Origin of the sequence: Amycolatopsis melonis, assembly GCF_040064235.1 — a bacterium.
Taxonomy (GTDB): Bacteria; Actinomycetota; Actinomycetes; order Mycobacteriales; family Pseudonocardiaceae; genus Amycolatopsis; species Amycolatopsis melonis.
Genome location: NZ_JBDZYD010000006.1, coordinates 261,891 through 286,884 on the forward strand (window position 1 = coordinate 261,891; position 24,994 = coordinate 286,884).

The window sequence follows — 24,994 nt, forward strand, 5'->3', positions numbered from 1 at the left end:
TGTGGACACTCCGGGTGGGGACTCATGGGGTTGCGAAGATCGAGTCAGGAGCCGTAAGGTACTCGCTGGGAGCGCTCCCAGAGACCTGCCGGCGCTGTCCGCCGAGTTGTCGCGGGGTATGCGGAGCCCGGACTTCGGAGCGACGTGATGCGGCAGGAAAACCGTGCTGGGCTGCCGGCACCCGTTCGGGCGGGCGTGCTCGCCAATGCCTGTTTCACCGGATTGATCAGCGTCGCGTTGCCCTTGCTGTTGGACGGCCGCGGCGTGGGCAAAGGACAGATCGCGGCCTTCTTCGTGCTCACCGCACTGACCGCGGCGACACTGAACCTCACCGTCGGCCGGTGGTTGCGGGGAATCCCCGCCCGGTGGGCGATCGCGGGCAGCGCGGGTGTGTCGGGCCTGGGCATGGTCGTGCTGGCGGCAACGTCAGGGCACGCGCTGATCTATCCGGCCGGCATGTGCGTGATGGCCATGAGCCTGGTCTACCCGCGTTACGTCGCCATGGCGGACCGGTACTCGGCGCGCTCCGCCGCACGCACGATGGGCGGGCTGCGCTCCTTGTACGTCATCGGCTATGTGGCGGGCCTGGGAGTCTTCGCCGTCGCCGTGGAACTGGAGCGCCTTGCCGGCCCGGTGTTCCGTCCAGTGCACGTCGCGGCCGCACTCGCGGCGCTGAACGTGGCGGTGGCGTGGCTGCCGCCGAAAGAGCACCCCGGCCGAGCCGGTGGCGGATCGACGCCGGCTCCGGTGCGCCATGGTCGTGGGCTGCTGATCGCCGCCGCCGCGGCCGTCCTGCTGCTGCGGGCCGCGGACAGCCTGCGCGGCGTGTACCTGCCGCTGTACGCCGTCAATACCGGTGTGCCGGAGTCGGGAGTTTCGGTGCTGTTCGCGGTCACCGCGGTCGTGGAGTTCGCGGTGCTGCTGCCCTTGAGCAGGGTGAGCGAGCGTTATGGCAGCCGCACGGCGCTGGTTTTCGTCTGCCTGGCAGGCGCGATGTCGTTCCTGCTCGTGGCCGTGAGTTCCGGTTATCCCGTACTGCTCGGCTCACAGGTCGTCTACGCGGTGTTCACGGCAGGATTCCAGAGCATCGGCATGGTGCTGCTGGGCGAAGCCCTGCGCTCCGGCATGGGCGGCGGCGCGGCGCTCTACACTGCGCTGGTCCAGGTCGGCTCCACGATCGGCATCGTGGCTCCGCTGCTCGTGCCCGGCTACGATCCGGCCGTCTTCCTGATCGCCGTGGCGTTCTGCGGGGTCGCCGCCGCGTTGCTGCTCCCCGGCCGGGCCGCAAGAACCCCGGAAGCTCCCCCCGACGCGGTCCAGCGCGCCGAGCCGCGCTGACTGCCACGGAGAACACCTGGCTGCGGTACCCCGCGGCACCGCAGCCAGGGATCCGGTCAGGTGGTGCAGGCCGCCGCGTTGAGGGTGACGGCCGAGGGCGTGCCCGACGGGCCGTTGGCGGTGAAGCCGAGCGACACCGCCGCTCCCGCGGCCAGGGACGGGCTGTACGTCGGCGCGGTCACGGTGACCGTGGTGCCGCTCTGGGTGAAGGTGCCGTTCCAGCCGCTGGCGATGGTGGCTCCGGCGGGCAGGGTGAACACGACCTGCCACGGATTGGCGGCATTCGCCGCGGTGTTGGTCACCGTCAGCGTGCCCTGGAAGCCGCCCTGCCAGGAATTGTCCAGCTTCCACGCCGTCTTGCAGCCGCCGGTGCCGCCGCCGGTCGTGGGCGTGGTCGTCGTCGGGTCGGGATTGCTGCCGGCAGGCGGGATGAGGTAGGGCTGCAGGATGCTCTGCTTGGCCTGGTTGACCGTGGTCCAGTCGTCGTTGAGGATGCCGCCGGTGTCGCCGGAGTTGGGGTTCCACGACCAGTAGGTGAACGAGATGCCGTTGACGCCGGTTCCGGTGTAGGCCATCAGCTTTTCCAGCCACACCTTGTCGACCGGGTTCGCCAGCGTGGTGCCGAACTCGCCCATCATCAGCGGCGCGATGTTCTGCTTGTACAGGTAACCCCAGTACTTGTCCCAGATCCCGGGCAGGTTCGCCGGGTAGTCGGGTGCGCTGAACCACGGCTGGTTGTAGACCGACGTGGCGTACTCGTGCGGGGAGTACACCACCCGGCCGGGCACGGACAGGCGGACCGGGAACTCGCCTGCCTTCGACAGGTTTCCGCCCCACCAGCCGCAGTCCTCGTCGTTGGACGGGTCGCCGTCCCACACGTTCGACAGCCCGCCGCTCGGGCAGCTCACGCCTTCGACGAAGATCAGCCAGTTCGGCTGCACGGCGAGGATCGCGTTGCCCGCGCGCTCGGCGGCCAGCCGCCAGTCGCGCGCGGTGTCACCGCAGCCCCAGCACGCGCCGGTCGCGGCCGGGTTGGTGCCTTCGGCGTGCGGCTCGTTGTGCAGGTCCGCGCCGATGACCGTGGTGTTGCCCGCGTAGTGCTGGGCGAGGGTCTTCCAGTCGTTGATCCAGGTGCTCTCCGGGACGCCCGCGGTGTACCAGAGGGCGGTCTGCCCGGCGCTGGTCGGCCGGTGCCGGTCGAGGATGACGCGCATGCCCTTCTGCCCGGCGTAGCCGATCACCTTGTCGAGGATCTGCAGCGGGGAGAGCCCGACCAGGTCGGGGTTGGTGTAGTCGTTGATGCCGGTGGCCTTGGCATCCGGTTTGAGCGCGTCGTCGGAGAACGGGACGCGCAGGGTGTTGTAGCCCAGCTGGGCCATCTGGTCGAGCTGCTGGCGCCAGGTGCGGCTGGACCACAGGCCGTGGAAGGTCTTGTTGTCGGTCTCCATCCCGAACCAGTTGAGACCGGTCAGCCGAACGGTCGCGCCCGTGCTGTCCAGGATCTTGTTGCCGCTGGTGTGCAGGTACCCGATGCCGGTACCGCTTGCCGCGGCCGCCGCGACCTGGCCGGTCCCGCCGAGGGTGACCAGCCCGCCCGCGGCCAGCACAGCCGCGGCCAGCGCGCCGAGCGCCTTTCTCCACTGCGTCATCTGCTCTCCTTTGAGCAATAGCGTTTCTGGGAGCGCTCCCAGAATGGAGGGTAGCGAACAAGATGACGCTGTCAAGGGAGCGCAGGCCGGACCGAACCTGCCAAGCCGCGCCAGGGGAGCGTGGGCCGGACCGAACCTGCCAAGCCGCGCCAGGGGAGCGTGGGCCGGACCGAACCTGCCAAGCCGCGCCAGGGGAGCGTGGGCCGGGCCGGACCTGCCAAGCCGCGCCAAGGGAGCGGAGCCGGACCTGCCAAGCCGCACCAACGACGGGGGCCGGACCTGCCAGGCCGCACAACGATGGGGGTCCGGGGGCTTGCCCCCGGCTGGGGTGTGGGGCTTGGCCCCACAAGAAACGACGATGATCGAGGGGTGGCGAAGGCGTGCCCGCCGAGTAGGGGATGCCATCGATCGAGTGGGGCGGGCGGGGCTCGAACCCGCGGCCAAGGGATTATGAGTCCCCTGCTCTAACCAACTGAGCTACCGCCCCCGGACCCCGGCGCGCAGGCAGTACGAGTGTTTGCTTACGCACAGAAGACTCTGTTCGCTTCAAGTTATCACAGCGGCCATCCGGGCAGATTCGGTAGGCCGAACAGGTTGTCGTGGCCGCCGACCGGGGCACGCTCGTCTAGGTTGCAAGGGCGTCACCGCTGACCGGAACGGCGGGAGGGAACATGGTCGCCACTCCGCCTCGCCGCCGGGTCGTCCGGCTGGCGTTGCTGGACGCGTTCACCGCGGGGGCGGGCCTGGGCTACCTCGCGCACCAGTACCGGGAGGCGCTCGTGGCGAACTCCGCGGCCATCGGCCTGGCGCTGCTCTTCGTGTTCGTCCTCGGGTATCTGGTGCACGTCGCCGCGCGGGTCCTGCGGCGGGCGGGCTCGCGTGTCGACGCCATTTTCGCCGAGGAACTGCGGAACAAGCCTTCGCCCGGGCCGCGGTGACGGAAGTCGTTGGCGGGTAACGGGAAGGCTGCGGATTCCGCTCAGCTTCCGCCGCTGCTGGACGTGGTGGGCGTCGTGGTTGGCGTCGGCGTGTCTGCGGTCGTTGTAGGCGGCAGGGTCGTCTTCGGTGTCGTCGGCGTTGTCGGGAAGGTCGGTGTCGTAGCGGCACCGTAAGCCGCGTAGGTGAACCAGATCTGGCCGAACGTCTTCGGCGTCGTCTGGGTGAACATCGCGCGCACCTGGAACGTGGTCGCGGTGTAGGAGCCCTGGACCGTGTTCAGCGTGAACGCGTTGAACGCCGCCGGGGTGTTCGGCGACACCAGGATCGCCGCCGGGACCTTGCCGAGGCTGTGTGTCACCGTGCAGAAACCGTTGCCGTCGGTCACGCAAGTGGCTTCCGCCGCCTGCACGATCGGGGCCGGTGACGGCCCGACCGCCGCCGACGCGTCCGAGAACACCACCGCTCCCGCCGTGACCACCGAAGCCCCGGCCAGTGCCGCGAGCGCGATCCGGACCTGACGTCCCATGACGATCCTCCCCCTGAGTCGACTCTCGAATCGCTCCGGCGCCCGCCGTTGTTACGGCCGCGGTTTGTACGTCCCGTGTACGCCGCCGCTGCATGCTCGGCCCATGCGGACTTCGCGTACACAGTGGAAACTCACGCTCGTGGCCGGCACGCTGGCCGCGGCCGCGTTCGCCGGCGTCCCGGCGCAGGCGGCCACGCTGCCGGCCTGCCCGGTGATCGTCAGCCACGGCGGCTACCCGACCGGCGCCGACCCCTGGGACCGCGACCAGCTGCGCGCGCCCAACAACTTCAAGGCGGTCGACACCCTGATCGGCCAGGGTTCGGGCGGCTTCGAGGCCGACGTCCAGCTGACCAAGGTCGCCGTCGGCAGCGACGGCACGGTCAGCGGCAAGGCCGTGATGTGGCACAACACCTCGACGCACGGGCTGAACGGCGTCAAGAAGAACATCACCGACATCTACTGGTCCTCGGGCAGTGACAAGCTCGAAGGCCGGACGCTGCAGTGGGGTCCGTACAAGGGGGAAGGGATCTATTCGCTGCGGCAGTGGCTGGACCACGTCGCGGCGAAGGGCGCGTACGCCGAACTCGAGATCAAGCCGGAGACGAAGGTCTTCCTGATCAACGGTTCCGCGGCGGTGAAGGCCAAGGCGTGGAGCGAGATCACCGACCCGGTGCGCGAGCGGTACCAGAAGCAGGCGATCACGGTGTACTCCCACGACGCGGACATCGCGGCGGCGCTGAAGTCCCGCGTGGCGGCGGGGACGTTCCCGGCTGTCCTCGGCGGCGGTCCGTCGTGGCCGGACACCGTCAAGTGGGAAGAGCCCCCGCCGTCGTGGAGCGGAAACTCGGCGAGCTGGCAGGCGAACCTGGCGACGGCCCCGAAGCGCGTGGCCACCAGCTGGACGCCCGACTACAAGAAGTGGCTTGCCGGCCGCTGTTCCTGACCGTCCACTGAGGACCGGCCGGGGAGCTCAGGCGGGCACGAGTTCCCCGGCTTCGGCGCGGGCATAGCGGCGGGCCAGTGTCGCGCAGACGATCAGCTGGATCTGGTGGAACAGCATCAGCGGCAGCACGATCAGCCCGACCTGCGCGTGCCCGAACAGGACGGTCGCCATCGGCAGGCCGCTGGCCAGGCTCTTCTTGGACCCGCAGAACACGATCGTGATCCGGTCGGCGAGCGGGAAGCCCAGCAGCCGGGCGCCCCAGCCGGTCACAGCCAGCACCACCGCCAGCAGCACGCAGCACAGCACCACGAGCACCAGCAGCGGCCCGAGGTCGAGCCGGTGCCAGATGCCTTCGGTCATGCCCGCGCTGAACGCCGTGTAGACGACCAGGAGGATCGAGCCGCGGTCGACGAGCTTCAGCGGGGCGGCGTGGCGGGTGATCCAGGCGCCGATCCAGCGCCGCGCCAGCTGGCCCGCCACGAACGGCACCAGCAGCTGCAGCACGATTCCCAGCACGGCCGAGCCGTCGACGCCCGCGCCGTCGCCGGCGAGCAGCAGCGCCACCAGCAGCGGGGTGAGCACGATCCCGGCCAGGTTGGACAGCGACGCGCTGCAGATCGCGGCCGCGACGTTGCCGCGGGCGATCGAGGTGAACGCGATCGACGACTGGACCGTCGAGGGCAGCACGGCCAGGAACAGCACCCCGGCGGCCAGGTCGGCGGGCAGGACCGACGCGGGCAGCAGCGTCGCCGCGAGGCCGAGCAGCGGGAAGAGCACGAACGTCGCGCCGAGCACCACCGCGTGCAGCCGCCAGTGCCGCAGCCCCTCCAGGGCCTCCTCCGTGGACAGCCGGGCGCCGTACAGGAAGAACAGCACGCCGACGGCGATGGTGGTGGCCGCGCCGAAGCCGGTGGCCACCGCGCCCGACGCGGGCAGCAGGGTGGCGACGCCGACGGTGGCGAGGATCGCGAGGACGAACGGGTCGAGCCGGAACCGGGACATGGATCTCCTTCCGCAGCCATTCTCGGCGCCGTCGTGGTCATTGTGAACCCCGATGACCGAACTGACTGTCATCGTGAATCGCGATAAAGTGACCTGGTGCTGGACCCTCGCCTGTGCCGTTCGTTCCTCGCCGTCGCCGAGACCCGCAGCTTCACCGCGGCCGCGCGGCGCCTGGGTGTCGGCCAGCCGACGGTCAGCCAGCACGTCCGGCGGCTCGAGCGCGACGCGGGCGGGCTGCTGTTCGCGCGCGACACCCACACGGTGGAGCTGACCGCGCGCGGCCAGGCGATGCTGGGCTTCGCGCAGACGATCGTCGACACCGAGGAGCGCGCGCAACGCCACTTCCGCGGCGCCGAGCTGCGCGGCCGCGTGCGCTTCGGCGTGTCCGAGGACTTCGCGCTCGGCGAGCTGCCGGAGATCCTGCACCGGCTGCGCCGCAGTCACCCGCTGGTGGACGTCGAGCTGACCGTCGAGCTGTCGGACGTCCTGACCCAGCAGCTGCGCGCCGGCCGGCTGGACCTGGTGCTGGGCAAGCGCCGCCCGGGCGCGCACCACGGCAGGCTGCTCTGGCGGGAGCCGCTGGTGTGGATCGGCTCGGCGGCCACGGTGCTGGAACCGGGCCAGCCGGTGCCGCTGGTGCAGTACCCGATGCCGTCGATCACCCGGCAGCTGGCGGTGGAGGTCCTCGAACGCGCGGGCCTGGAGTGGCGGGCGGCGTGCCAGACGTCGAGCCTGACCGGCCTGCGCGCCGCGGCGGCGGCCGGGCTGGGCGTCACGCTGCACGCGCGCAGCCTGGTGCCGGCGGACCTGGTCGAGCTGGACGGGCTGCCCGAGCCCGGGGACATCGAGTTCATGCTGCTGGCCCGGGAGTCGGTCGCCGGACCGGCCGCGGCGCTCGCGGAGTTCATCCTCGACCGGGTCGCGCGCTAGCGGGCGCCGAGGCTCAGCCGTCCTCGCCGGTCAGCAGCCTGCGCAGGCGGCCAAGGGCGCGGTGCTGGGCGACCCGGACCGCGCCCGGTGTCGAGTCCACTGCCGCGGCCGTCTCCTCCGCCGACAGCCCGACCACCACCCGCAGCACCACGATCTCCCGCTGCTTCGGCGGCAGCACGTCCAGCAGCCGGGCCAGCCGCTCGTTCAGCTCGAAGTGCAGTGCCCGCTGCTCCGGGCCGACGGCCTCGCTGACGCCGTCGGGGATCTCCGGGACCGGGTCGCTGCGGTTGCGGGCCGCCGCGCGGTGTGCGTCGGCGACCTTGTGCTGGGCGATGCCGTAGACGAACGCGAGGAACGGGCGGCCCTGGTCGCGGTAGGACGGCAGGGCCGTCAGCACGGCAAGGCAGACCTCCTGTGCGACGTCGTCGGCCGAGGCGAACGAGCGCTCGTGCCGTCCGACGCGGGCGCGGCAGTAGCGGACCACCAGCGGCCGGATCGTGGCGAGCAGGCGGGCGGTCGCGGCCTCGTCGCCGGCGATCGCGTCGGCGACCGGCTCGTCGTGGCGCCGCCAGTGCGGCGGGAACGTTTCGGCGGGCTTGGCCGCGGTGGTGATCTCGCGGACGAGTGCCCGGCTGTGCACCCGCAGCAGCGTGGCCTCCACGTCGAGGCCGCCGCGCAGCGAGTCGTGCAGTGCGGCGTTGGACTCCCGCAGCAGCTCGGTGATCGCCCGATCCCCGTACTCGGTTGCCGGCATTCTGCTCACCTTTCCGTGTCCCGCTGGTCCCCGGGCCGGGCGGCCCGGTGGCGCCGGAGGCGTTCCCGCACGTGGCGGAGGGTGGAACGGACGGTCGCGGGCGCGATCCGCAGCGCCTCGGCGATCTGCGACGGCGTGAACCCGTCGAGTGACCAGGTCAGCACCAGCCGCTGCTGGCCGGGGAGGGAGGCGAGCAGGCCGAGCAGGCCCGAGTGCTGCTCGACCAGCCCGGCGAGGGCCGCGTCGTCCTGCGGGTCGCCCGCCAGCGTCCAGTCCGGTTCCGGGCCGCCCGAGGTGTCGAGCAGCCGTCCGGCGACGCGGCGGACCCAGGCACGGGGATCCCCGGTCACCGGCCACGCCTCCAGCGCGTGCAGCATCGCCTCGGCGGCGACGTCGCGGGCGGTCTCGACCTCGAATCCGGCCTTGCACAGGAACGCCACGAGCGGCGGGAAGTCGGCGCGGAAGAACGCGTCGAAGTCCTCGTGACCACTCACGGCCCCCTCACCACCCCTCGCCTCACAAGACAGGAGCGGTGAGGAGCCGCCTACGTGTAACGATTCGATCAAGACTGCCTGGTTGGAGTAATGCAGTGCGCTGCATTGGTGACGCGAAGTGACGGACGCATGGAGTCGGAAAGGCCGGGTATCCGGATCCGGTGACCGACCGAGACACGATCGAGGACACGATCGAGCACCCGCTCCGGCCGCCGCTGCGGCCGGAGTGCGCGGGCGACGTCGGCGATCGGCGGCCGGGGGATGCGCGAACGGCGGATTCCGGTCAGTGCGGTTCGGCTGCGGGAAGGGCGGCGGCCCGGGGTGGCGACACCGGCGGGAGCACCCGTCCCGCCTGCCGGGTCTTCGGCCGCGCGTGGGCTGGAAAGCCTTGTGGCGTCCGGAAAAGACCCGCTCGTCCCGGCGGGCCGGCGCTGCGCTGAGCCGGCCCGCGCCGCCGTGCCCGTGCTCGCGGGCCGGGTCGCGCCGCGGCCCGGACTCGCCGATCGGGTGACGTGATCGACATCGAGATCCCGGGAAGAAGGGCGTACTCTCATGTGTTGCAGTCTTGGTTGCCCGGAGGGTGAGCCGGGGACCGAAGCCAAAACCCCCTTGACCCAGGCGGATACGCTCGCGCGCCCGCCGCGGTTAAGTCGGTTGACGTGCACCGACAATGGGAAGCAGTAAGAACGAGGGAGGTGAACGAAGGAAATGGAAGCCACGATGACGGGCTGGGCGGAACTCGCGGCCTGCAAGGACGAGGACCCGGAACTGTTCTTCCCGATCTCCGAGGTCGGCCCCGGCGCCCGGCAGACGGCGCAGGCGAAGGCCGTGTGCGCGCGCTGCCCGGTGCGCGCCGAATGCCTCGGCTACGCGCTCGACAACGGCCTCGACCACGGCGTCTTCGGCGGCACCACCGCGGACGAACGACGCCGGCTGGTGCGCACCGCACCGCAGCGGCATCGCGCTGCCTAAGGCTGCGCCGGTGACCTCTTCCCGGCGACCTCGAGCAAAACACCAATCCGGCGGAATACGCTTCCGGAAGTGTGTGTGCCCGGGCGGGTGATTCTCACGGGAATCACCCGCCCGGGCATTTTTTGCGCCCGTGGTGGAATTGTCCCCGTGGGATTTCGCCCGGCGTGCGGTGTTCCGCGGCGGCCCGCGATCCACCCGTGTGCGGCGGGGGCCGGACGTCATGAACGAGTCGTTCACCTCGCCTGACGTCATGAAAGGGTCGTTCATGTCGTGGGGTGGATGCTCACCGGGGTAGGGGGTTCGGACCGGCCGGCTCAAGACTTCGCCGGAACCCTGCGATCGGCCCCGGCGCACCCGGGCTGAAAGACTGCGGGGGTGAGCGGAACGGTGCTGGTACTCGGCGGACGCAGCGAGATCGGGCTGGCCGTGGCGAAACGCCTGGTCAGCGGGGACACCCGGCGGTTCGTGCTGGCCGCGCGGCCGGGCACGGACCTCATCGTGCAGGTCGGCGAGCTGCGCGCGGCCGGCGCCGAAACGGTGGACACCGCCGAGTTCGACGCCGACGACCTCGCCGCGCACGGCCCCTTCCTGGAGAAGATGGCGGCCGCGTACGGGCCGCTGGAGACGATCGTGCTGGCCTTCGGCATCCTCGGTGACCAAGCGCGGGCCGAGCGCGACAGCGCGCACGCCGCCGCCATCGTGCACACCGACTACGTCGCCCAGGTCGGCGTCCTCACCCACGCGGCGAACCTGCTGCGCGCGCAGGGGCACGGCAACCTCGTCGTGTTCTCGTCGGTGGCCGGGGTGCGCGTGCGCCGCGCGAACTACGTGTACGGCTCGGCCAAGGCCGGTCTCGACGGTTTCGCGTGCGGCCTCGCCGACGCGCTGCACGGCTCCGGCGTCCACCTGCTGCTCGTGCGGCCCGGGTTCGTGATCGGGCGGATGACCGAGGGCATGAGCCCCGCACCGTTTTCGAGCACGCCGGACCAGGTCGCCGAGGCGACCGTCGCCGCGCTGCGCCGCCGCCGCGGGGTCGTCTGGGTGCCCGCGGTGCTCCGTCCGGTCTTCTTCGGGATGCGCTTGCTGCCGCGCGCGATCTGGCGGAGGATGCCGCGGTAACGTCCGTTGTGGCCACTGCCACAGCAGCTTCCCGTGCCCGCGCCGGTACGGTGCGTGGTGAAATCCGCCGTACGCCTGGTTTCCGGCTCGGCCGATCGGGCAGCGTCACGGCCTTCGAACAATTTTCTCAGGTGATTCCCAGCTAACGCGGTGATCCTCGAACACGAGGGTCACCAAGGGAAGCAAGGGGAAGTGCCGTGCAGCTGTCGTCGCGGGGCCGCCGCATCGGCGGCCGGGTCGCGCTCGGCGTCGTGTCGACGCTGGTGCTCGCCGCCACCGGCTATGCCTGGACCCAGCTGAGCAAACTGGACCACGGCATCGTCACCGCCGACGTCATCCCGCCGTCCGCGCAGATCGACGACGAGGACGCGACGCCGGGGGAGCCGCTCAAGGTCGCCCAGAACATCCTGCTTGTCGGGATCGACGCGCGGACCGATGCGTACGGCAACCCGTTGCCACAGAACGTGCTCGACGCGTTGCACGCCGGTGGGGGAGACGACGGCGGCGACACCACCGACACGATGATCGTGGTGCACATCCCGGCGGGCGGGGCCGCGGCCACCGCGATCTCGATCCCGCGCGATTCCTATGTGGACATCGCGGGCGGCTTCGGCAAGCACAAGATCAACTCGGCGTACAGCCGCGGCAAGAACGCCGCGATGGCCGGGCTGCGGGCCCAGGGCCTGAGCGGCGCGCAGCTGGAGGTGGCGGCGAACGCGGCGGGCGCGAAGACCGCGATCCAGACGGTCGAGAAGTTCACCGGCCTGACCATCAACCACTACGCGGCGATCAACCTGGCCGGCTTCGACGCGCTGTCGCAGGCGGTCGGTGGCGTCGAGGTCTGCCTCAAGGCCCCGGTGCACGACAGCTACTCCGGCGCGGACTTCCCGGCGGGCACGCAGACGCTGTCCGGCGCGCAGGCGCTCGCCTTCGTCCGGCAGCGCCACGGCCTGGCCAACGGCGACCTCGACCGCATCGCGCGGCAGCAGGCGTTCCTGTCCGGCATGGCGAAGAAGGTGCTCAACGCGGGCACATTCACCGACGTCGCGAAGCTGAACGCGCTGGTCAGCGCCGTGCAGGGGGCCGTCGTCCTGGACAAGGGCTGGGACGTCCTCAGCTTCGCCCAGCAGCTGCGCGGCATGACGTCCGGCGCGATCGCGTTCGCGACCATCCCGGTGCAGAGCCTGTCGCTGCAGACGCCGTCGGACGGCGACGCGGTGAAGGTCGACCCGGCCCAGGTCCAGCAGTTCGTCCGGACGGCGATCAGCACCCCGGCGGTGCAGGCGTCCGGCGCCGACACGCCCGGCGGCGTCAAGCCGGTGGCGGCGACCAGGACCCCGCCGCCGGACACGAAACAGCCGGCGACCAGTACGGCCGCCGGCTGTGTGAACTGAGTGATCAGACGAACGCGGACTGTCCGGTGATTGCCTTGCCGACGATCAGCGTGTTCATCTCGCGGGTGCCTTCGAACGAGTAGATCGCCTCGGCGTCGGCGAAGAACCGTGCCACGTCGTAGTCCAGCACGATCCCGTTGCCGCCGAAGATCTCGCGGCTCCAGGCGACCACCTCGCGCATGCGGGCGGTGACGAACGCCTTGGCCAGCGACGAGTGCTCGTCCTGGAAGATCCCCGCGTCCTGCAGGCGGGCCAGCTGCACCAGCATGCCCCACGACGCGGTGATGTTGCCGAGGCTCTTCACCAGCAGGTCCTGCACCAGCTGGAAGCGGGCGATCGGACGGCCGAACTGCTTGCGCTCCTTGGCGTAGTCCAGCGCCAGCTCGTAGGCGCCGATCATCACGCCCAGTGCCTGCCACGCGACGCCGCCGCGGGTGGCGCGCAGGATCTCCGCGACGTCGCGGAAGGAGTTGATGCCCTGCAGGCGGTTCGCCTCCGGCACGCGGACGTCGGTCAGGGTGATCTCGGCGTTCTCGACGATCCGGAACGCGGTCTTGCCCTGGATCTTCTCCGGCACGAACCCCGGCGTGCCCTTCTCGACGACGAAGCCCTTGACGTGGTTGTCGTCGACGTCACGGGCCCACACCACGACGTAGTCGGCGAAGGTCGCGTTGCCGATCCACTTCTTGGCGCCGTTGAGGATCCAGGTGTCACCGTCCCGCTTGGCGGTGGTGCGCATGCCGCCCGCGACGTCCGACCCGCCGAGCGGCTCGGTCATCGCGAACGCGCCGATCTTGTCCATCGCGGCCATCTCGGGCAGCCAGCGGTCGCGCTGCTCCTGACTGCCGCCGCTGTAGATCGAGTACATCGCGAGTCCGTTGTGGACACCGAAGAAGGTCGCGACGGAAGCGTCCGTGCGGCTCATCTCCATCGCCATCATGCCGGTGAGCAGGTGGCTGACCGCGGGCTTGTGCTCGCCGTAGCCCTCGTAGGGCAGGCCCGCCAGGCCCGACTCCCGGAACATCCCGATCAGCTGCTTCGGGAAGGTGCCTGCCTCCCAGTTCTCGTTCACCAGCGGCTTGACGTCGGTGCGCATGAACTCGCGTGCCTTGACCAGCAGCTTGCGTTCCTCGTCGCTCAGCAGCGTCTCGTAGTTGTAGAAGTCGGCGGTCAGCTGGCCTTCGAGTGCTTCCATGGTCATTTCAGTTCTCCTCCAATGCCTTCAGGACAGCGAGCTGCTTGCGGTCGCGCGTCTCGGCGAGTTCCGGGTACGTGGAGGAGCCGTAAGCCTTTTCGACGGCTTCGATGAGCCGCTCCTGCTCTTCGGGGCTCTGGCTGGGGGTGCCCAGCCCGGCCCACATCTTCTTCATGGACTGGCCGATGTGCTCGGCCATGTGCCGGTAGCCGCCGGGGCCACCGCCGAGGTGCGCGCCGAGGAATGGCCCGACCGTCGCCCAGCGGATGCCGAGCGAGTTCGTGATGACCTTGTCGAGGTCCTCCGGCGTCACGACGCCCTGCTCGACGAGGTAGATCGCCTCGCGGCTCAGCGCGTTCTGCAGCCGGTTGCCGACGAACCCGGGGATCTCCTTGCGTTCCACCACCGGTGTCCGGCCCAGGAGCGTGTAGAAGTCCACAGCGGACTGGACGCTCTCGTCGCTGGTCTGCTCGCCGGGGACGACCTCGACGAGCGGGATGAGGTGCGGTGGGTTGAACGGGTGTCCGATGAGGACACGGCTGCCGTCGATCCCGCCGGTGAAGGCGGTCGAGGGGATGGCGCTCGACGAACTCAGCAGCAGCGCGTGCGCCGGAGCCTCCCGCACGAGCTTCGTGAACAGGTCCTTTTTGAACTCGACGTTCTCGGGCCCGTTCTCCTGCACGACGTCCGCGTCCTGCACGGCTTCGGTGACGTCGGCGGCGAGGTGGACGCGGCTCGCCAGGTCCCCGGCGGTGGTGCCGAGGTGCGGGGCGAACGTCTCCAGGGCGTCGCGGACGGCGTCGGCGAGGTCGGGGCGGGGGTCGGTGACCCGGACGGTCAGGCCGTGGCGGGCGAACAACGCCGTCCAGGACAGGCCGATCGTGCCGGCGCCGATGACCGCCGCGGTGCGGAAACTCATGACTGCGCTCCCTTCAGGTAGTCGAAGACCGGCTTGACCGGGGCGAGCGTCAGGTCGGTGAGGATGTGGCTCGCGGAGACGACCTCCAGCACCGGCAGGTCCGCCAGCGGCGCCAGGACGTGCTGGAACAGCTGCAGCCGCGCGGGCCCGGTGTAGGCCTGCTTGACCACGACGTCGGTGATCTCGGTCCGGACCAGCTCCTGCACGCGCGGGGCGCCGTCGTAGCCGGGGATCGTCTTGAGCATGAACGTCGGGACCGTGATCTGCCGCTCGGCTTCGCGGGCGTCCAGCTCGTGGTGCTTGTAGCCCATCGTCGCGGTGGCCACCCGCAGCGTCCCGTAGTCCAAAGTGCCCACCAGAACTCCGTTGTCGACATAGAGATCGGGGCTGCCGACGGTCTTGGGGTAGGCGCTGACCTCGCGCCCGGACGCGGTGGCCGGGAAGTTGTCGAGGTACATCGCGTGCAGGTACTCGCCGCGCTCGCCGTCGAAGCTGACCTCGATCGCCTGGCCGGACTCGGTGTACGGGCCGTAGCCGGAGACGTCGCCCATCTTCATGACCTCGAAGCGCACCAACGGTTCTTCGACCTTCAGCGGCTCCGGGACGACGGCACGCAGCGCGTCGGCGTCGGTGCGGTAGACGATGTTCAGGTACTCGCGGTCGGTGAACCTCGGGACCACGGGCGCGAACGCCGGGGCGGTCAGCGGGGTCGTCACGTGCCGGCGGACTTCTTCGATCTTCATGGTCACTCGCCCGTCCACTTCGGAGCGCGGCGCTCGGCGAAGGCGGTCATGCCCTCGCGGACGTCGGCGGACTGCATCAGCTTCTCGATCTCTTCCCGTTGCGCGGCTTGGGGATCCGCCGCGCGCACGATCTTCTTGACGGCGGCGAGCGCCAGCGGCGCGTTCTCCGCGAGCTGCTCGGCCAGCTGCAGCGCGACCGCGGCGGCGTCACCGCTCGGCGTCACGCGGTTGACCAGGCCCAGCTCGCCGGCGCGGCGGCCGGTCACCGGCTCGCCGGTGAGCAGGAACTCCATCGCCAGGTGGTGCGGGATCCGCTTCGGCAGCCGGATCACACCGCCGCCCGCGGCGATCAGCCCGCGCTTGACCTCAGGGAGGCCGAACTTCGCGTCTTCGGCGGCGACGATGAGATCGCAGCCCAGCGCCAGCTCGAACCCGCCGCCCATGGCGAACCCTTCGACGGCGGCGATCAGCGGCTTGGCCAGCTCGGCCTCGGTGAGGCCGCCGAACCCGCGGCCGGGGATCTCCGGCGACTCGCCCCGCAGCGCGGCCTTGAGGTCCATGCCGGCGCTGAAGGTGTTGTCGGCGCCGGTCAGGACGCCGGCGCGCAGCGTGCGGTCGGTCTCGAGGTCGTCGAGGGCCGCGGCCAGCCCGGCCGCGACGGCGGCGTTGACCGCGTTGCGGGCCTGGGGCCGGTCGATCGTGATCAGCAGGGTGCTGCCGACCCGTTCGGTGCGTACTTCACTCATGACTTCCACTTCCCAGAGGTGCCACTTTCCCGTGAAAGTGGCGGTGGTTCAGGCCAGTTCGGCGAGGACTTCGGCGGTGTCCTGCCCGGCCAGCGGGGCCAGGCGGCGGATCGAGCCGGGCGTCGCGGAGAACTTCACCGGGATGCCGACCGTGCGGATGGTGCCCTCACTCGGGTGCTCGACGGCGTCGAGCAGGTGACCGTCGCGGACGTACGGGTCCTCGTGCGCCCGGTCCAGTTCGAGCACCGGCGCCATCGGGATGCTGTGCTTGGCGCACACTTCGGCCCACTCCTCGGTGGTCAGCGCGGGCGCGCACTCGGCGATCCGCTCGCTCAGCCACTCGTTGTCGGCGCGGTTGATGGCCTCGCCGTTCACCCGCGGGTCGGCGGCGAGATCCGGGCGCCCGGCCGCGGCGAAGAAGTCGCGGAAGTTCTGCGGGTTGTAGGGGATCACACAGGCCAGGCCGTCCTTGGTGCGGACCGCGGCGTGGCCCTTCGTCATCGACAGCGCGAAGCCGGTGGGGCCTTCGGCGGGCTCGAAGGTGTGCCCGGCGAGGTGCTCGACGAGGTTGAACGCGATGAGCGTGTCGGTCATCGGGATCTCGATCTGCTGGCCCTGCCCGGTCCGGTCGCGGTGGATCAGCGCGGCGAGCACGCTGTAGGCGATGGTCAGCGACGACACCTTGTCGCCGATGATCGTCGGCAGGTAGACCGGCTCGCCCAGCGCGCGGTTGGCGACGTCGACCAGGCCGGAGGAGGCCTGCACGGTCTCGTCGTAGGCGGCGTTCCCGGCGCGGTCGGAGTCGCTGCGGAAGCCCTGCGCGTGGGCGTAGACCAGCCGCGGGTTGCGCGCGGCGACGTCGGCGTAGTTCAGGCCGAGCCGGGCCAGCGCGCCGGGGCGCATGTTGGTGATGAGCACGTCGGCGGTGTCGATCAGCTTCAGCGCCTGCTCGCGCTCGGTCTCGTCCTTGAGGTTGAGGGCCACGCTGCGCTTGTTGCGGTTCACGTTGAGGTTCAGCGCGGTCATGCCCGGCGTGGTGCGGTACTCGCCGACCCGCACGGTGTCGGCGGGGGACTCGATCTTGATCACGTCGGCGCCCAGGTCGCCGAGGATCTGCGCCGCGTACGGGCCCATCACCACGGTCGAGAGGTCGATCACACGCACGCCGTCCAGAGGTCCGGTCGTCATCTCTTCGTCCTTTCGCGCCTTGCTGTTTCGCTCTACAACCGAAGTTAGTAGTGGTCGCGCGAAAAGGGAATGATCATGCTGCGAACAATGGTATGACCGCAGCGGTCATACCATTGTTGCGTCCGTTTTGTCAGGCGGTGAGGTGTTCGCCGAAGAGGTCCTTCGCGGCCTCGACGAGTTCTCGCAGGTCACCGGCCTCGGCACGGTCGCGGCGCCAGAGCAGGCCGGTGTCGAGCTGGGGGCGGAAGTCGGTGAACGGCAGCACGATGACGTTCTCCAGCCCGTACCCGTGCATCGGCGATTTCGGGTCGAGCATCGAAATGGAAAAGGCCTCGCCGCTCGAAATGACTTCGGACGTGCCTGCGTATCCGGTGTTGGTCAGCCGGATACGTTTCTTGATGCCGAGTTCGCCGAGCTGGTGATCCAGCTGCTCGAAATAGGCGGGCACGATTTCCTCCGGCCCGGCGACATAGGGGAGATCGACCAGCTCGGCCAGGCTCACCGCGTCCCGCCCGGCGAACCGGTCGGCGGGCACGACGGCACCGAGCCGTTCGGTCATCACGGGCAGCTGCTCCAGCGCGGAATCGGCGACGGGCAGCCGGGCGAGGGTGAGCGCGAGCTTGCCGTCGTGCACGCCCTGCACGAGATCGGCGGTGGTCCCGGGCCAGCGTTTCAGCTCGTACCGGTCCTTGACGCGCTCGGCAAGGGCGTTGACCCGCTCCCGCAGCGCGGGATGCACCCCGGCGGGCATGCCGAGGAAGACGGTGCTGCGCTGCGGCCGGGTGGCTTCCTTCAGTTTCCACGGAATGGCACTGACCCGCTCCAGGACGTCCCGCGCGAGCGGCAGCAGCGCGGCACCGGCGTCGGTGAGGGTGACGTGGTGGGTGCTGCGGTCGAACAGCTGCTGCCCGAGTTCGTGTTCGAGGTCCTTGATCCGCTGGCTGAGCGGAGAAGCGGCCATGTGCAGCTTCCGCGCGGCGGCGGAGAAGTTGAGTTCCTCGGCGACCGCGACGAAGTAGCGCAGGTGCAGCATCTCCATACCCAGACGGTACCGACCCCACGTCTGCTGAAAGGGACGTTCCTCCCACCAGATGCGACGAACGTCCCTTTCAGCGCGTCTCGTGAGACGAACGTCCCGTTCAGGTTTGTCCACAAGACCCCGGTTATCCACAGGATGCCGGTTCGGGGCTGGTGGTGCCGGTCCGGCGGCGGCGACGATCAGCAGATGCAGACCGGCCATTGGGGCGAAGACCTCGAACTGCTCAGAGACAACAGCGACCACGGGGTGATCCGGGTCCAGCGACTTCAGGAGCTCGGCGTTCCTGCGACGACGGCGTATCGGAGGTGTGGACACCGAGGACCGTGGACGCGCGTCCTGCCGGGCATTGTTCTGCTCTCGAACGCACCTCCGACGCGCCGTCAGCAGGTTGCCGCCGCGCTGCTCTACGGCGGACCGGACGCGATCATCACCGGTGCGGAGGCTTGCCGGGTGCTCGGACTGCGCAACGTGCCCGAGGGGACGGACAGCATCCACCTGCTCGTTGCTCCGGATCGGCGGCTGCACAACTACGATTTCGTGCACGTCGAGCGGACCCAGCGCCGCCCGAAGGTGATCACCCGGCGAGGCCTGCCGCTCGCCGAGCCGACCCGGGCAGTGCTTGACGGGTGTCGGCGGATGACTGAACCGAGGCCGGTGCGTGCCTGGCTGACCGAGGCCGTGCAACGGTCGTACACCACCCTCGAGCTGCTGGACGCCGAGCTGGCGAAGGGAAGCCAGCGGGGTAGCGCGCTCCCGCGTCTCGTGCTGGCCGAGATGGCCGGAGGAGCGGAATCGGTGGCCGAGATCGACGCTGTGCGCCTTTGGCGGCGGAGCGGGCTGCCGGCGCCGCAGTGGAACAAGCCGATTTTCACACCTGCCGGTGCCTTCGTCGGCAAGCCAGACGCCTGGTTTGAGGAGGTGGGCCTGGCCTGGGAGATCGACTCGCTGGCTTTTCATGCCGGAGTGGAAGGGTTTACTCGCACACTCGAGCGGAACGCGAGGTACGCGGCTGCCGGGGTATTGGTTCTTCCGACTTTGCCGTCGCGGCTGCGTACTCACCCTGACGAGGTGATCGCCGAGCTGAAGGCGGCCCACACGGCCGCGGCGGCACGTCCGAGGCCAATCCTCCGGGTGGGCGCCTGAGCTGAAAGGGACGTTCCTTCCATCTGGCGGGAGGAACGTCCCTTTCAGCTCGTCTCGTGAGACGATCGTCCCTTTCAGCCCGCGCCGGTCAGCGGGAAGGTCATCGTGAACGCCGCCCCGCCTTCCGGGGCCGGGCCCGCCGTCAGCGTGCCGCCCATCCGGGTCACCAGGGCGTGGGCCAGGGCCAGGCCGATGCCCGAGCCGACCGGGCGGCGGTCGCGGTAGCGCGCGTTCAGCACGCCCCGCTCGAACGCCACCGGGTAGTCCTCCGGGGCCAGGCCCGGGCCGCCGTCGCGGACCGCGAGGGACGCCGTCGCATCGGACACCGTCAGCGAAAACACCATCGGAGCACCTGACGGCGTGACGCGCAGAGCGTTTTCGGCCAGCCCGTCGACCACCTGACGCAGCCGCCGCGCGTCGGCCAGGACCGGGACCGGGGCGGCCGGTGCCGAAACGGAAAGCCGGACGTCCTCCCGCTCGCAGCGCAGCTGCCAGACCTCCGCGCAGTCGCGGACCAGCGCGCCCAGGTCCAGCACGGCCAGGTCGAGCCGGAACTCGTCGGCGCCGAGGCGGGCCAGCTCCAGCAGGTCCGTCACCAGCCGCTCCAGGCGCTGGGCCTCGCGCTGGATCGTCTGCCCGGCCCGCCGCGCATCGTCTCCGGTGGCGACGCCGTCCGCGATCGCCTCGGCGAAGCCCGTCACGGCCGTCAACGGCGTCCGCAGCTCGTGGGACACCGACAGCAGGAAGTCGCGCTGGCGGGACTCGCTGTGCGACAACGCGTCCGCCAGCTCGTTGAGCGATCCGGCGACCTCCGCGACCTCGCGCGGACCCTGCACCGGCACCCGCACGTCGCGACGGCCCGCCCGCAGCGATCCGGCGGCCTGCGCGGCCCGGCGCAGCGGGCGGCCCAGCAGCCGCCCCGAGCCGAACCCGGCCAGGGCCGCGACCAGCAGGCCGATGCCCAGCGCCAGCAGGATGTTACGGACCAGCGCCCGCTGCGTCGCCTCGGTGTTCCGCGCGGGCAGGACCAGCGCGAACGCCGCCCCGCGCGGCCCGACGACCCGGGTCTCGACCAGGTACTGCGACCCCGCGACCGTGACCCGCCCCGAGTGGTCCGCGGTCAGCCCGAGCTTCCCGGCGGCCTGGACGGCGACCGGTTCCCCGACCGCCTGCCCGCCCGCGCGGCGCACCACCACCGAGATCCCCTGCCCGCGCACGACGTCGGCGACCTTGCCCGCGCCGAGCCGGTTGCCGATGCCGGTTTCGTCCAGCTGGGACGCGACGACGTCGGCCTGCGCGGCCAGCGACGACTGGAGCACGGTGTCCGCCGTGGTCCGGACCAGCCGTGCCGCGACGAGCCCGGCCACGATCACCGCGATACCCGCGACGGCCACGCACACCAGCGCGATCCGCCCGGCCAGGGTGCCCCTCATGCCGGGTCCGCGGCGTAGCCGATGCCCCGGACCGTCCGGATCGGACTGTGCGGGCCGAGTTTCGCCCGCAGCTGCGCCACGTGCACGTCCACCGTGCGCGTGCCCGCCGCCGCGGCGTACCCCCAGACGGCGCTGAGCAGCTGGTCGCGCGAGAGCACCTGCCCCGGGTGCCGGAGCAGGTGCGTGAGCAGGTCGAACTCCGTCGACGTCAGGGAAACCTCGGCCTCGCCCGCCCACGCGCGGCGGCTGGTGACGTCGACCCGTGCGCCGCCCACGGCGAACGTCTCCGCGGCAGGCGTCGCCCCCGACGCGCGGCGCAGCACCGTCCGGACGCGGGCGGCCAGCTCGCGCGGGCTGAACGGCTTGGTCAGGTAGTCGTCCGCGCCGATCTCCAGGCCCAGCAGGCGGTCCAGCTCGTCGTCGCGGGCGGTGACGAACAGCACCGGCGTCCAGTCCCCGGCCGCGCGCAGCGACCGGCAGATCTCGATACCGTCCATTCCGGACAGTCCGATGTCGAGCACGATCGCCACCGGCTTGAGCCGCCGGACCGCCTCCAGCGCCCGGCCGCCGTCCGCCTCGACGTGCACGCCGAAGCCGTCGCGCTTGAGGTAGAGCGCCGCCAGCTCGGCGATGGCGGCCTCGTCCTCGACCACGAGGACGAGGCCGCGCCCCGGTGACCCCATGCCTGCTCCCGTCTCCGCCGTGTTCAGCACGGAGACGCTAGCCGGTCAGGGCGGGCCATCGCTGTTCAAGTCGGCTTCGATGCTGTCGAGCGTCGACTCGATCCCGCTCAGCCCGGACGGCGCGGAGGTGCTCGCGGACTCCGGCGAGCCCATCAGGTTGTCACGGCAGCCCGCACAGCCGAGCACGACGAGCGCGGCGGCCACGACGATCCCGGCGCGCCTCACTTGGCCGGTCCGCAGTGCGCGGCCGCGAAGGCGTCGAGCTTCTGCTTGGCCGCGTCCAGCTCGCCGACCCGGGACTGGCGCTTGGCCGCGCGCTGGTCGAGCTGGTCGGCCCGCGCGGTGTGCCCGGCGGCCCGCTGGTCGGCCGCCCGCGCCTTGAGGTTGGCGACGGAGCCCTTGACCTCGGGGCCGCCGGTGATCCGCTTCTTCAGGGTGTCGGCGCGCTTCTGCAGCTTCGGCACCCAGTCCGAGCAGACCTGCTGCGACTCCTCCGGGCTGAGCGTGATCGGCGCCGTGGTCTCGGCAGCGGCCAGCGGCGCCGCGACCAGCAGGCACACCGCGCTGCCACAGCCTGCCAGCGCCAGCCGCGTCCAGGTGGTTCCTCGCATCGTGTCTCCCTCGTGTGACGTTCCTACGGGGAGAACTTTCGCCGCGCGGTGTTCGGGGAGCGTGGGCCTAGTGTTCGGGGTTTGTAAGGCCGAGGGTGACCGACGTCCGGGCGAGGTCGAACGTCAGCGTGTCGCCGAGCGGGGGCAGCGCGGGGTCGAACAGCTGGCCGTCGGTGCCGCCGAGCAGCAGGCCGAGGCGGTGCCCGGCCGGGACGACGTGGTCGAGCGCGCTCAGGGTGAACGTCATCGTGTACGCCCGCCCAGGCACGAGCGGATGGCCGTGCCGCAGCGACGCGTGGTGCCCGAGGTCCGCCCAGCCCGCGGCGACGATCTCGTGGCCGGCGGGGACGAGGTCGGTCGCGGTGTCGAGGAAGCACGCGCTGTCGGCCGCGCTGCTCGATCCCCAGCAGGACCGCGTCGTGAGGTTCTTGATCCCGCTTCCGTAGTTCGCGGTGTTGCGCACCTCGGCCGGGCCGTAGTCGACGAGCGCGACACCGAGGCGGGCGGCGGTCGTGTCCGACGACGCGGTGATCGTCACCGACGGCGACCCGGCGACCCGCACCGGCGTGGCGAGCGGCGTCCCGGTGAACAACGCCCGCGCGTCCGACGCCTGCGTTGCCCACTGCTCGCGGCCCACGGCCGGGTCGTCGACCACCGTGGCGGTGCCGGAACCGCGTTCGCCCGGCGTGCCGTCACCGGACGGCCGCAGCGTCGCGGGAACCGCCGACGGCGGCCAGCTCCGGACGTCGGTCCAGTGGTCCGGAGCCGTTTCGAGGTGGACGGCGGGCTCCTGCTCGACACCGTTGCGGATGCCCAGCAGCCAGCGGTCGAACCAGCGGTGCAGCGTCCGCACCCACTGCTCGCGCTGCAGGTCGAACGGGTCGACGTGGCCTGCCTGGCTCAGCCACGCCTTGCGCGGGACGCCGGCGCGGCCCAGCGCGTCCCAGTAGACGGCGAACTGGTCCGCGCGCACGACGCCGTCGCCGAAACCCTGCGCGATGAGCACGCTCGCGCGCACCTTCCCGGCCTGCGCGGCGGCGTTCACGCTCTGCCAGTAGGCGTTGTAGTCGCCGTCCGTGCCCGCGCGGGCCTTGAGCTCCGCTTCGAACGGGCGGCACAGCTGCGCCGCGCGCTCGTTGTAGGTGAAGGCCGAGCCGGTGTTCTCCGGCGCGGCCAGTGGAGCGCCGTTGGCGACGAGCTGGGCGTAGTTGTCGGCGACGCCTTCGATCGGCACCACCGTCTTCAGCCCGGGGATCCCGGACGCGGCCATGCCGATCGCGGTGGCGCCGTCCTGGGACTTGCCGATCGCGCCGACGTCGCCGGTCGCCCAGTCCGCGCGCACCGGCGACCCGCCCTCGGGCGCGTCGAAGGCCTTCGCCCGGCCGTTGAGCCAGTTCACGACGGCGTTGCCGGATTCGACGTCGGCGAAGCAGCCGGACGAGCGGTTCGTCCCGCCGACGTCGGCGAGCACCACCGCGTAGCCGCGGGGCACGAAGTAGTTGTCGTAGAAGAGCGGGAACTGCTGCGGCGTGCCGTCCGGCGCGTAGGTCTTCTTCTGTGCTTCGTTGCCGCGGCCGCAGCACGCGTAGTACGGGCTGACGTCGAGGATCACCGGGACGCGCACGCGGGTGGCGGGCCGGATGACGTCGGCGGCGACGCGGTCGGGCCGTCCGTCGTGGTCGTGGTCGGTGCCGGTCTCGACCCAGGCCGTTTCGCGGATCGCGTCCGCGTAGGAGTGGATCGGGCGGCTTTCGGCCGCTTCCGCCGCCGGGACGAGCCCGGCCGTGACGAGCAGTGCAGCGCAGAACCCCAGTAACAGACGCATGTGGTCAGTATTGCGCGGACATCGCCAGGAATCGCTCCATTGCCGCGTCGACGGCCTCGCGGTCACCGGTCGTGACGAGGTCGAGCAGGAGTCCGCGGGTCACGGCCAGGCCGAGCCGGGCGTGCGCGGCGCGGTCGGCCTCCGGGACGCCGAGGCTTGCCAGCAGCGCTTCGACCGGGGCGAGCCAGTCCTCGACGACGCCGTCGAGGAACCCGGTGGTGCCCGGCGTGCCGCCGAGGGCCTGGCCGTAGAGCTGGAAGAAGAGCTTTTCGTTGGCGCGCAGGCTTTCGTCGGTGAGGCGCCGCCAGAACTCGCGGCCCGCCCGCGCCGGGTCGAGACCGGCCAGTGCCGCCCGCTGCCGGGCCTCCACTTCCTGCGCCACCGCCGTGAGCAGGCCTTCCTTCGAGCCGAAGTGGTAGATCAGCATGCGGTGGCTGGTGCCGAGGTCCGCGGCCAGCGCGCGCAGGCTCTTCCCGGCGCCGCCGTGGTGGGCGATGTGCTCGATCGCCGCGTCGAGGAGCTTCGCCCGCGGGCTTGTCTCGATCATGTACCAGATGGTACACGTACCAAATGGTACAACGCATTTCCGTGCACGGCCGGACGTCAGCGTCGGCCGACACCGTGTACGCGCTCCTGCGGGACGGCGCGAGCTGGCCGTCGTGGTCACCGCTGGGCTCCTTCGAGCTGGTTCGCGAAGGGGAGGGCGAACCGGAAGGCCTCGGCGCGCTCCGGCTGTTCCGCACCAACGGCGTCCGCTCGTACGAGCGGATCGTCGCGCTCGAACCCGGCCGCCGGTTCGGCTACGCGCTGGAACACGGCCTGCCGCTGCGGGACTACGTCGCCTACGTCGACCTCACGCCGGGCGACGGCGGGACAGGTATCCACTGGCATTCGACGTTCACCGCGAAGATCCCCGGCACCGGCTGGTTCTACCGGTGGTTCCTCGGGGCGTTCATCAAGCGGGTCGTCGCCGGGCTGGTCGCCGCCACCGCCTGATCGGCGTTACTCTCTCCGGGAGAGTGAGGAGGCCAAGCCCGTGGGACCCGACCCGTACGACCGCAACTGCCCGACCCGCCAGCTGCTCGACCGCATCGGCGACCAGTGGACGGTGCTGATCGTCGGCGCGCTGACCCCCGGCCCGCTGCGCTTCACCGAGATCGCGCGCCGGGTCGACGGGATTTCCCAGAAGGTGCTGACCCAGACGCTGCGCAGCCTGGTCCGCGACGGAATCCTGACCCGCACGGCGTATCCGACGATCCCGCCGAAGGTGGAGTACGAGCTGACCCCGCTGGGCCGCAACCTGTCGGAGCCCCTGGAGATGCTGGACCGCTGGGCGCGCCGGCACATGGCTTCGGTCCAGGAGGCGCGGGAGGCCTACGACGCGGAGCACACCCCCGCTTCGGCCTGAG

General features: G+C 71.0%; 27 protein-coding genes and 1 tRNA gene. 10 read left to right on the forward strand and 18 right to left on the reverse strand.

Features of this window, described 5'->3' with window-relative positions; genetic code table 11:
- Positions 1 to 147 precede the first annotated feature (147 nt).
- Positions 148 to 1,338, forward strand: coding sequence for an MFS transporter (locus tag ABJI51_RS18190; protein ID WP_348952216.1), 1,191 nt, complete (start codon positions 148 to 150; stop codon positions 1,336 to 1,338).
- Between the two features lie 56 nt (positions 1,339 to 1,394).
- Here ABJI51_RS18190 and ABJI51_RS18195 read toward each other — a convergent pair whose 3' ends face one another.
- Together ABJI51_RS18195 and ABJI51_RS18200 are read right to left on the reverse strand one after the other, a co-directional pair.
- Positions 1,395 to 2,987 carry a cellulase family glycosylhydrolase gene (locus ABJI51_RS18195; RefSeq protein ID WP_348952217.1) on the reverse strand — a complete coding sequence of 531 codons (1,593 nt, stop codon included), beginning with the start codon at positions 2,985 to 2,987 and terminating at the stop codon, positions 1,395 to 1,397.
- A 413-nt stretch (positions 2,988 to 3,400) separates the two neighbouring features.
- Positions 3,401 to 3,474, reverse strand: a tRNA-Ile gene (locus tag ABJI51_RS18200).
- Positions 3,475 to 3,658: 184 nt separating this feature from the next.
- On the opposite strand from ABJI51_RS18200, the gene ABJI51_RS18205 reads away from it, so the two are divergent.
- Positions 3,659 to 3,925, forward strand: a complete 267-nt coding sequence (locus ABJI51_RS18205) for a hypothetical protein (protein WP_348952218.1) — start codon at positions 3,659 to 3,661, stop codon at positions 3,923 to 3,925.
- 41 nt (positions 3,926 to 3,966) lie between these two features.
- Here ABJI51_RS18205 and ABJI51_RS18210 read toward each other — a convergent pair whose 3' ends face one another.
- The gene (locus ABJI51_RS18210; protein WP_348952219.1) at positions 3,967 to 4,452 is read right to left on the reverse strand and encodes a hypothetical protein; all 486 of its coding nucleotides are present in this window, start codon (positions 4,450 to 4,452) and stop codon (positions 3,967 to 3,969) included.
- Positions 4,453 to 4,555: 103 nt separating this feature from the next.
- Here ABJI51_RS18210 and ABJI51_RS18215 point away from each other — a divergent pair, with 103 nt between their 5' ends.
- Positions 4,556 to 5,395 carry a hypothetical protein gene (locus ABJI51_RS18215; RefSeq protein ID WP_348952220.1) on the forward strand — a complete coding sequence of 280 codons (840 nt, stop codon included), beginning with the start codon at positions 4,556 to 4,558 and terminating at the stop codon, positions 5,393 to 5,395.
- Between the two features lie 27 nt (positions 5,396 to 5,422).
- Here ABJI51_RS18215 and ABJI51_RS18220 read toward each other — a convergent pair whose 3' ends face one another.
- Positions 5,423 to 6,397 carry a bile acid:sodium symporter family protein gene (locus tag ABJI51_RS18220; protein WP_348952221.1) on the reverse strand — a complete coding sequence of 325 codons (975 nt, stop codon included), beginning with the start codon at positions 6,395 to 6,397 and terminating at the stop codon, positions 5,423 to 5,425.
- Positions 6,398 to 6,493: 96 nt separating this feature from the next.
- Here ABJI51_RS18220 and ABJI51_RS18225 point away from each other — a divergent pair, with 96 nt between their 5' ends.
- Complete coding sequence (locus ABJI51_RS18225; protein ID WP_348952222.1) at positions 6,494 to 7,327, forward strand: LysR substrate-binding domain-containing protein; 834 nt, start codon at positions 6,494 to 6,496, stop codon at positions 7,325 to 7,327.
- A gap of 13 nt (positions 7,328 to 7,340) precedes the next feature.
- Here the strand turns inward: ABJI51_RS18225 and ABJI51_RS18230 are convergent, their stop codons facing one another.
- Together ABJI51_RS18230 and ABJI51_RS18235 are read right to left on the reverse strand one after the other, a co-directional pair.
- The gene (locus tag ABJI51_RS18230) at positions 7,341 to 7,940 is read right to left on the reverse strand and encodes a sigma-70 family RNA polymerase sigma factor (protein WP_431605635.1); all 600 of its coding nucleotides are present in this window, start codon (positions 7,938 to 7,940) and stop codon (positions 7,341 to 7,343) included.
- 146 nt (positions 7,941 to 8,086) lie between these two features.
- Complete coding sequence (locus ABJI51_RS18235) at positions 8,087 to 8,575, reverse strand: RNA polymerase sigma factor (RefSeq protein WP_348952224.1); 489 nt, start codon at positions 8,573 to 8,575, stop codon at positions 8,087 to 8,089.
- 708 nt (positions 8,576 to 9,283) lie between these two features.
- Here ABJI51_RS18235 and ABJI51_RS18240 point away from each other — a divergent pair.
- The 3 genes from ABJI51_RS18240 (at position 9,284) to ABJI51_RS18250 (ending at position 12,060) form a co-directional block, all read left to right on the forward strand.
- Entirely contained in the window at positions 9,284 to 9,547 is a 264-nt protein-coding gene (locus ABJI51_RS18240) for a WhiB family transcriptional regulator (protein ID WP_003056777.1), read from the forward strand.
- Between the two features lie 375 nt (positions 9,548 to 9,922).
- Positions 9,923 to 10,666, forward strand: a complete 744-nt coding sequence (dprE2, locus tag ABJI51_RS18245; RefSeq protein WP_348952225.1) for a decaprenylphospho-beta-D-erythro-pentofuranosid-2-ulose 2-reductase — start codon at positions 9,923 to 9,925, stop codon at positions 10,664 to 10,666.
- 197 nt (positions 10,667 to 10,863) lie between these two features.
- Positions 10,864 to 12,060 carry an LCP family protein gene (locus ABJI51_RS18250; protein ID WP_348952226.1) on the forward strand — a complete coding sequence of 399 codons (1,197 nt, stop codon included), beginning with the start codon at positions 10,864 to 10,866 and terminating at the stop codon, positions 12,058 to 12,060.
- A 4-nt stretch (positions 12,061 to 12,064) separates the two neighbouring features.
- Here ABJI51_RS18250 and ABJI51_RS18255 read toward each other — a convergent pair whose 3' ends face one another.
- From ABJI51_RS18255 to ABJI51_RS18280, 6 genes are all read right to left on the reverse strand, one after another.
- Entirely contained in the window at positions 12,065 to 13,261 is a 1,197-nt protein-coding gene (locus ABJI51_RS18255) for an acyl-CoA dehydrogenase family protein (RefSeq protein ID WP_348952227.1), read from the reverse strand.
- A gap of 1 nt (position 13,262) precedes the next feature.
- Positions 13,263 to 14,174: a 3-hydroxyacyl-CoA dehydrogenase NAD-binding domain-containing protein gene (locus ABJI51_RS18260; RefSeq protein WP_348952228.1), complete on the reverse strand. Its 912-nt coding sequence runs from the start codon at positions 14,172 to 14,174 to the stop codon at positions 13,263 to 13,265.
- Entirely contained in the window at positions 14,171 to 14,917 is a 747-nt protein-coding gene (locus ABJI51_RS18265; protein ID WP_348952229.1) for an acetoacetate decarboxylase, read from the reverse strand. The genes ABJI51_RS18260 and ABJI51_RS18265 overlap by 4 nt, the downstream gene beginning before the upstream one ends.
- A gap of 2 nt (positions 14,918 to 14,919) precedes the next feature.
- On the reverse strand, positions 14,920 to 15,663 hold the full coding sequence (locus ABJI51_RS18270) for a crotonase/enoyl-CoA hydratase family protein (RefSeq protein WP_348952230.1): 744 nt from the start codon (positions 15,661 to 15,663) through the stop codon (positions 14,920 to 14,922).
- A gap of 48 nt (positions 15,664 to 15,711) precedes the next feature.
- The gene (locus tag ABJI51_RS18275; protein ID WP_348952231.1) at positions 15,712 to 16,851 is read right to left on the reverse strand and encodes a CaiB/BaiF CoA transferase family protein; all 1,140 of its coding nucleotides are present in this window, start codon (positions 16,849 to 16,851) and stop codon (positions 15,712 to 15,714) included.
- Between the two features lie 130 nt (positions 16,852 to 16,981).
- Entirely contained in the window at positions 16,982 to 17,890 is a 909-nt protein-coding gene (locus ABJI51_RS18280) for a LysR family transcriptional regulator (RefSeq protein WP_348952232.1), read from the reverse strand.
- Between ABJI51_RS18280 and ABJI51_RS18285 the strand changes: the two genes are divergently transcribed.
- Positions 17,876 to 19,033 (forward strand): hypothetical protein, encoded by a 1,158-nt coding sequence (locus tag ABJI51_RS18285; RefSeq protein ID WP_348952233.1) that lies wholly within the window; start codon positions 17,876 to 17,878, stop codon positions 19,031 to 19,033. The genes ABJI51_RS18280 and ABJI51_RS18285 overlap by 15 nt on opposite strands.
- 74 nt (positions 19,034 to 19,107) lie before the next feature.
- Here ABJI51_RS18285 and ABJI51_RS18290 read toward each other — a convergent pair whose 3' ends face one another.
- From ABJI51_RS18290 to ABJI51_RS18315, 6 genes are all read right to left on the reverse strand, one after another.
- Positions 19,108 to 20,466 carry a HAMP domain-containing sensor histidine kinase gene (locus ABJI51_RS18290; protein ID WP_348952234.1) on the reverse strand — a complete coding sequence of 453 codons (1,359 nt, stop codon included), beginning with the start codon at positions 20,464 to 20,466 and terminating at the stop codon, positions 19,108 to 19,110.
- Entirely contained in the window at positions 20,463 to 21,149 is a 687-nt protein-coding gene (locus ABJI51_RS18295) for a response regulator (RefSeq protein WP_348952235.1), read from the reverse strand. Before ABJI51_RS18295 ends, ABJI51_RS18290 begins: the two co-directional genes overlap by 4 nt.
- Before the next feature lie 45 nt (positions 21,150 to 21,194).
- On the reverse strand, positions 21,195 to 21,374 hold the full coding sequence (locus tag ABJI51_RS18300) for a hypothetical protein (protein ID WP_348952236.1): 180 nt from the start codon (positions 21,372 to 21,374) through the stop codon (positions 21,195 to 21,197).
- Entirely contained in the window at positions 21,371 to 21,760 is a 390-nt protein-coding gene (locus tag ABJI51_RS18305) for a hypothetical protein (RefSeq protein ID WP_348952237.1), read from the reverse strand. Before ABJI51_RS18305 ends, ABJI51_RS18300 begins: the two co-directional genes overlap by 4 nt.
- 67 nt (positions 21,761 to 21,827) lie before the next feature.
- Positions 21,828 to 23,585 carry a CocE/NonD family hydrolase gene (locus ABJI51_RS18310; RefSeq protein ID WP_348952238.1) on the reverse strand — a complete coding sequence of 586 codons (1,758 nt, stop codon included), beginning with the start codon at positions 23,583 to 23,585 and terminating at the stop codon, positions 21,828 to 21,830.
- A 4-nt stretch (positions 23,586 to 23,589) separates the two neighbouring features.
- Positions 23,590 to 24,132, reverse strand: a complete 543-nt coding sequence (locus tag ABJI51_RS18315; protein ID WP_348952239.1) for a TetR/AcrR family transcriptional regulator — start codon at positions 24,130 to 24,132, stop codon at positions 23,590 to 23,592.
- A gap of 23 nt (positions 24,133 to 24,155) precedes the next feature.
- On the opposite strand from ABJI51_RS18315, the gene ABJI51_RS18320 reads away from it, so the two are divergent.
- Both ABJI51_RS18320 and ABJI51_RS18325 read left to right on the forward strand, forming a co-directional pair.
- The gene (locus ABJI51_RS18320) at positions 24,156 to 24,581 is read left to right on the forward strand and encodes an SRPBCC family protein (protein WP_348952240.1); all 426 of its coding nucleotides are present in this window, start codon (positions 24,156 to 24,158) and stop codon (positions 24,579 to 24,581) included.
- A 40-nt stretch (positions 24,582 to 24,621) separates the two neighbouring features.
- On the forward strand, positions 24,622 to 24,993 hold the full coding sequence (locus tag ABJI51_RS18325; RefSeq protein ID WP_348952241.1) for a winged helix-turn-helix transcriptional regulator: 372 nt from the start codon (positions 24,622 to 24,624) through the stop codon (positions 24,991 to 24,993).
- The last annotated feature ends 1 nt before the right edge of the window (position 24,994 follow it).

Excerpts from the sequence above, each read along its gene's own strand:
- ABJI51_RS18295 (WP_348952235.1), bottom strand. The coding sequence starts at position 21,149 with ATGGGGTCACCGGGGCGCGGCCTCGTCCTCGTGGTCGAGGACGAGGCC.
- ABJI51_RS18190 (WP_348952216.1), top strand. The coding sequence starts at position 148 with ATGCGGCAGGAAAACCGTGCTGGGCTGCCGGCACCCGTTCGGGCGGGC.
- ABJI51_RS18270 (WP_348952230.1), bottom strand. The coding sequence starts at position 15,663 with ATGAGTGAAGTACGCACCGAACGGGTCGGCAGCACCCTGCTGATCACG.
- ABJI51_RS18275 (WP_348952231.1), bottom strand. The coding sequence starts at position 16,851 with ATGACGACCGGACCTCTGGACGGCGTGCGTGTGATCGACCTCTCGACC.
- ABJI51_RS18240 (WP_003056777.1), top strand. The coding sequence starts at position 9,284 with ATGGAAGCCACGATGACGGGCTGGGCGGAACTCGCGGCCTGCAAGGAC.
- ABJI51_RS18260 (WP_348952228.1), bottom strand. The coding sequence starts at position 14,174 with ATGAGTTTCCGCACCGCGGCGGTCATCGGCGCCGGCACGATCGGCCTG.
- ABJI51_RS18195 (WP_348952217.1), bottom strand. The coding sequence starts at position 2,987 with ATGACGCAGTGGAGAAAGGCGCTCGGCGCGCTGGCCGCGGCTGTGCTG.
- ABJI51_RS18315 (WP_348952239.1), bottom strand. The coding sequence starts at position 24,132 with ATGATCGAGACAAGCCCGCGGGCGAAGCTCCTCGACGCGGCGATCGAG.
- ABJI51_RS18305 (WP_348952237.1), bottom strand. The coding sequence starts at position 21,760 with ATGCGAGGAACCACCTGGACGCGGCTGGCGCTGGCAGGCTGTGGCAGC.
- ABJI51_RS18290 (WP_348952234.1), bottom strand. The coding sequence starts at position 20,466 with ATGAGGGGCACCCTGGCCGGGCGGATCGCGCTGGTGTGCGTGGCCGTC.
- ABJI51_RS18320 (WP_348952240.1), top strand. The coding sequence starts at position 24,156 with ATGGTACAACGCATTTCCGTGCACGGCCGGACGTCAGCGTCGGCCGAC.
- ABJI51_RS18215 (WP_348952220.1), top strand. The coding sequence starts at position 4,556 with ATGCGGACTTCGCGTACACAGTGGAAACTCACGCTCGTGGCCGGCACG.
- ABJI51_RS18205 (WP_348952218.1), top strand. The coding sequence starts at position 3,659 with ATGGTCGCCACTCCGCCTCGCCGCCGGGTCGTCCGGCTGGCGTTGCTG.
- ABJI51_RS18280 (WP_348952232.1), bottom strand. The coding sequence starts at position 17,890 with ATGGAGATGCTGCACCTGCGCTACTTCGTCGCGGTCGCCGAGGAACTC.
- ABJI51_RS18210 (WP_348952219.1), bottom strand. The coding sequence starts at position 4,452 with ATGGGACGTCAGGTCCGGATCGCGCTCGCGGCACTGGCCGGGGCTTCG.
- ABJI51_RS18255 (WP_348952227.1), bottom strand. The coding sequence starts at position 13,261 with ATGACCATGGAAGCACTCGAAGGCCAGCTGACCGCCGACTTCTACAAC.
- ABJI51_RS18265 (WP_348952229.1), bottom strand. The coding sequence starts at position 14,917 with ATGAAGATCGAAGAAGTCCGCCGGCACGTGACGACCCCGCTGACCGCC.
- ABJI51_RS18220 (WP_348952221.1), bottom strand. The coding sequence starts at position 6,397 with ATGTCCCGGTTCCGGCTCGACCCGTTCGTCCTCGCGATCCTCGCCACC.
- ABJI51_RS18310 (WP_348952238.1), bottom strand. The coding sequence starts at position 23,585 with ATGCGTCTGTTACTGGGGTTCTGCGCTGCACTGCTCGTCACGGCCGGG.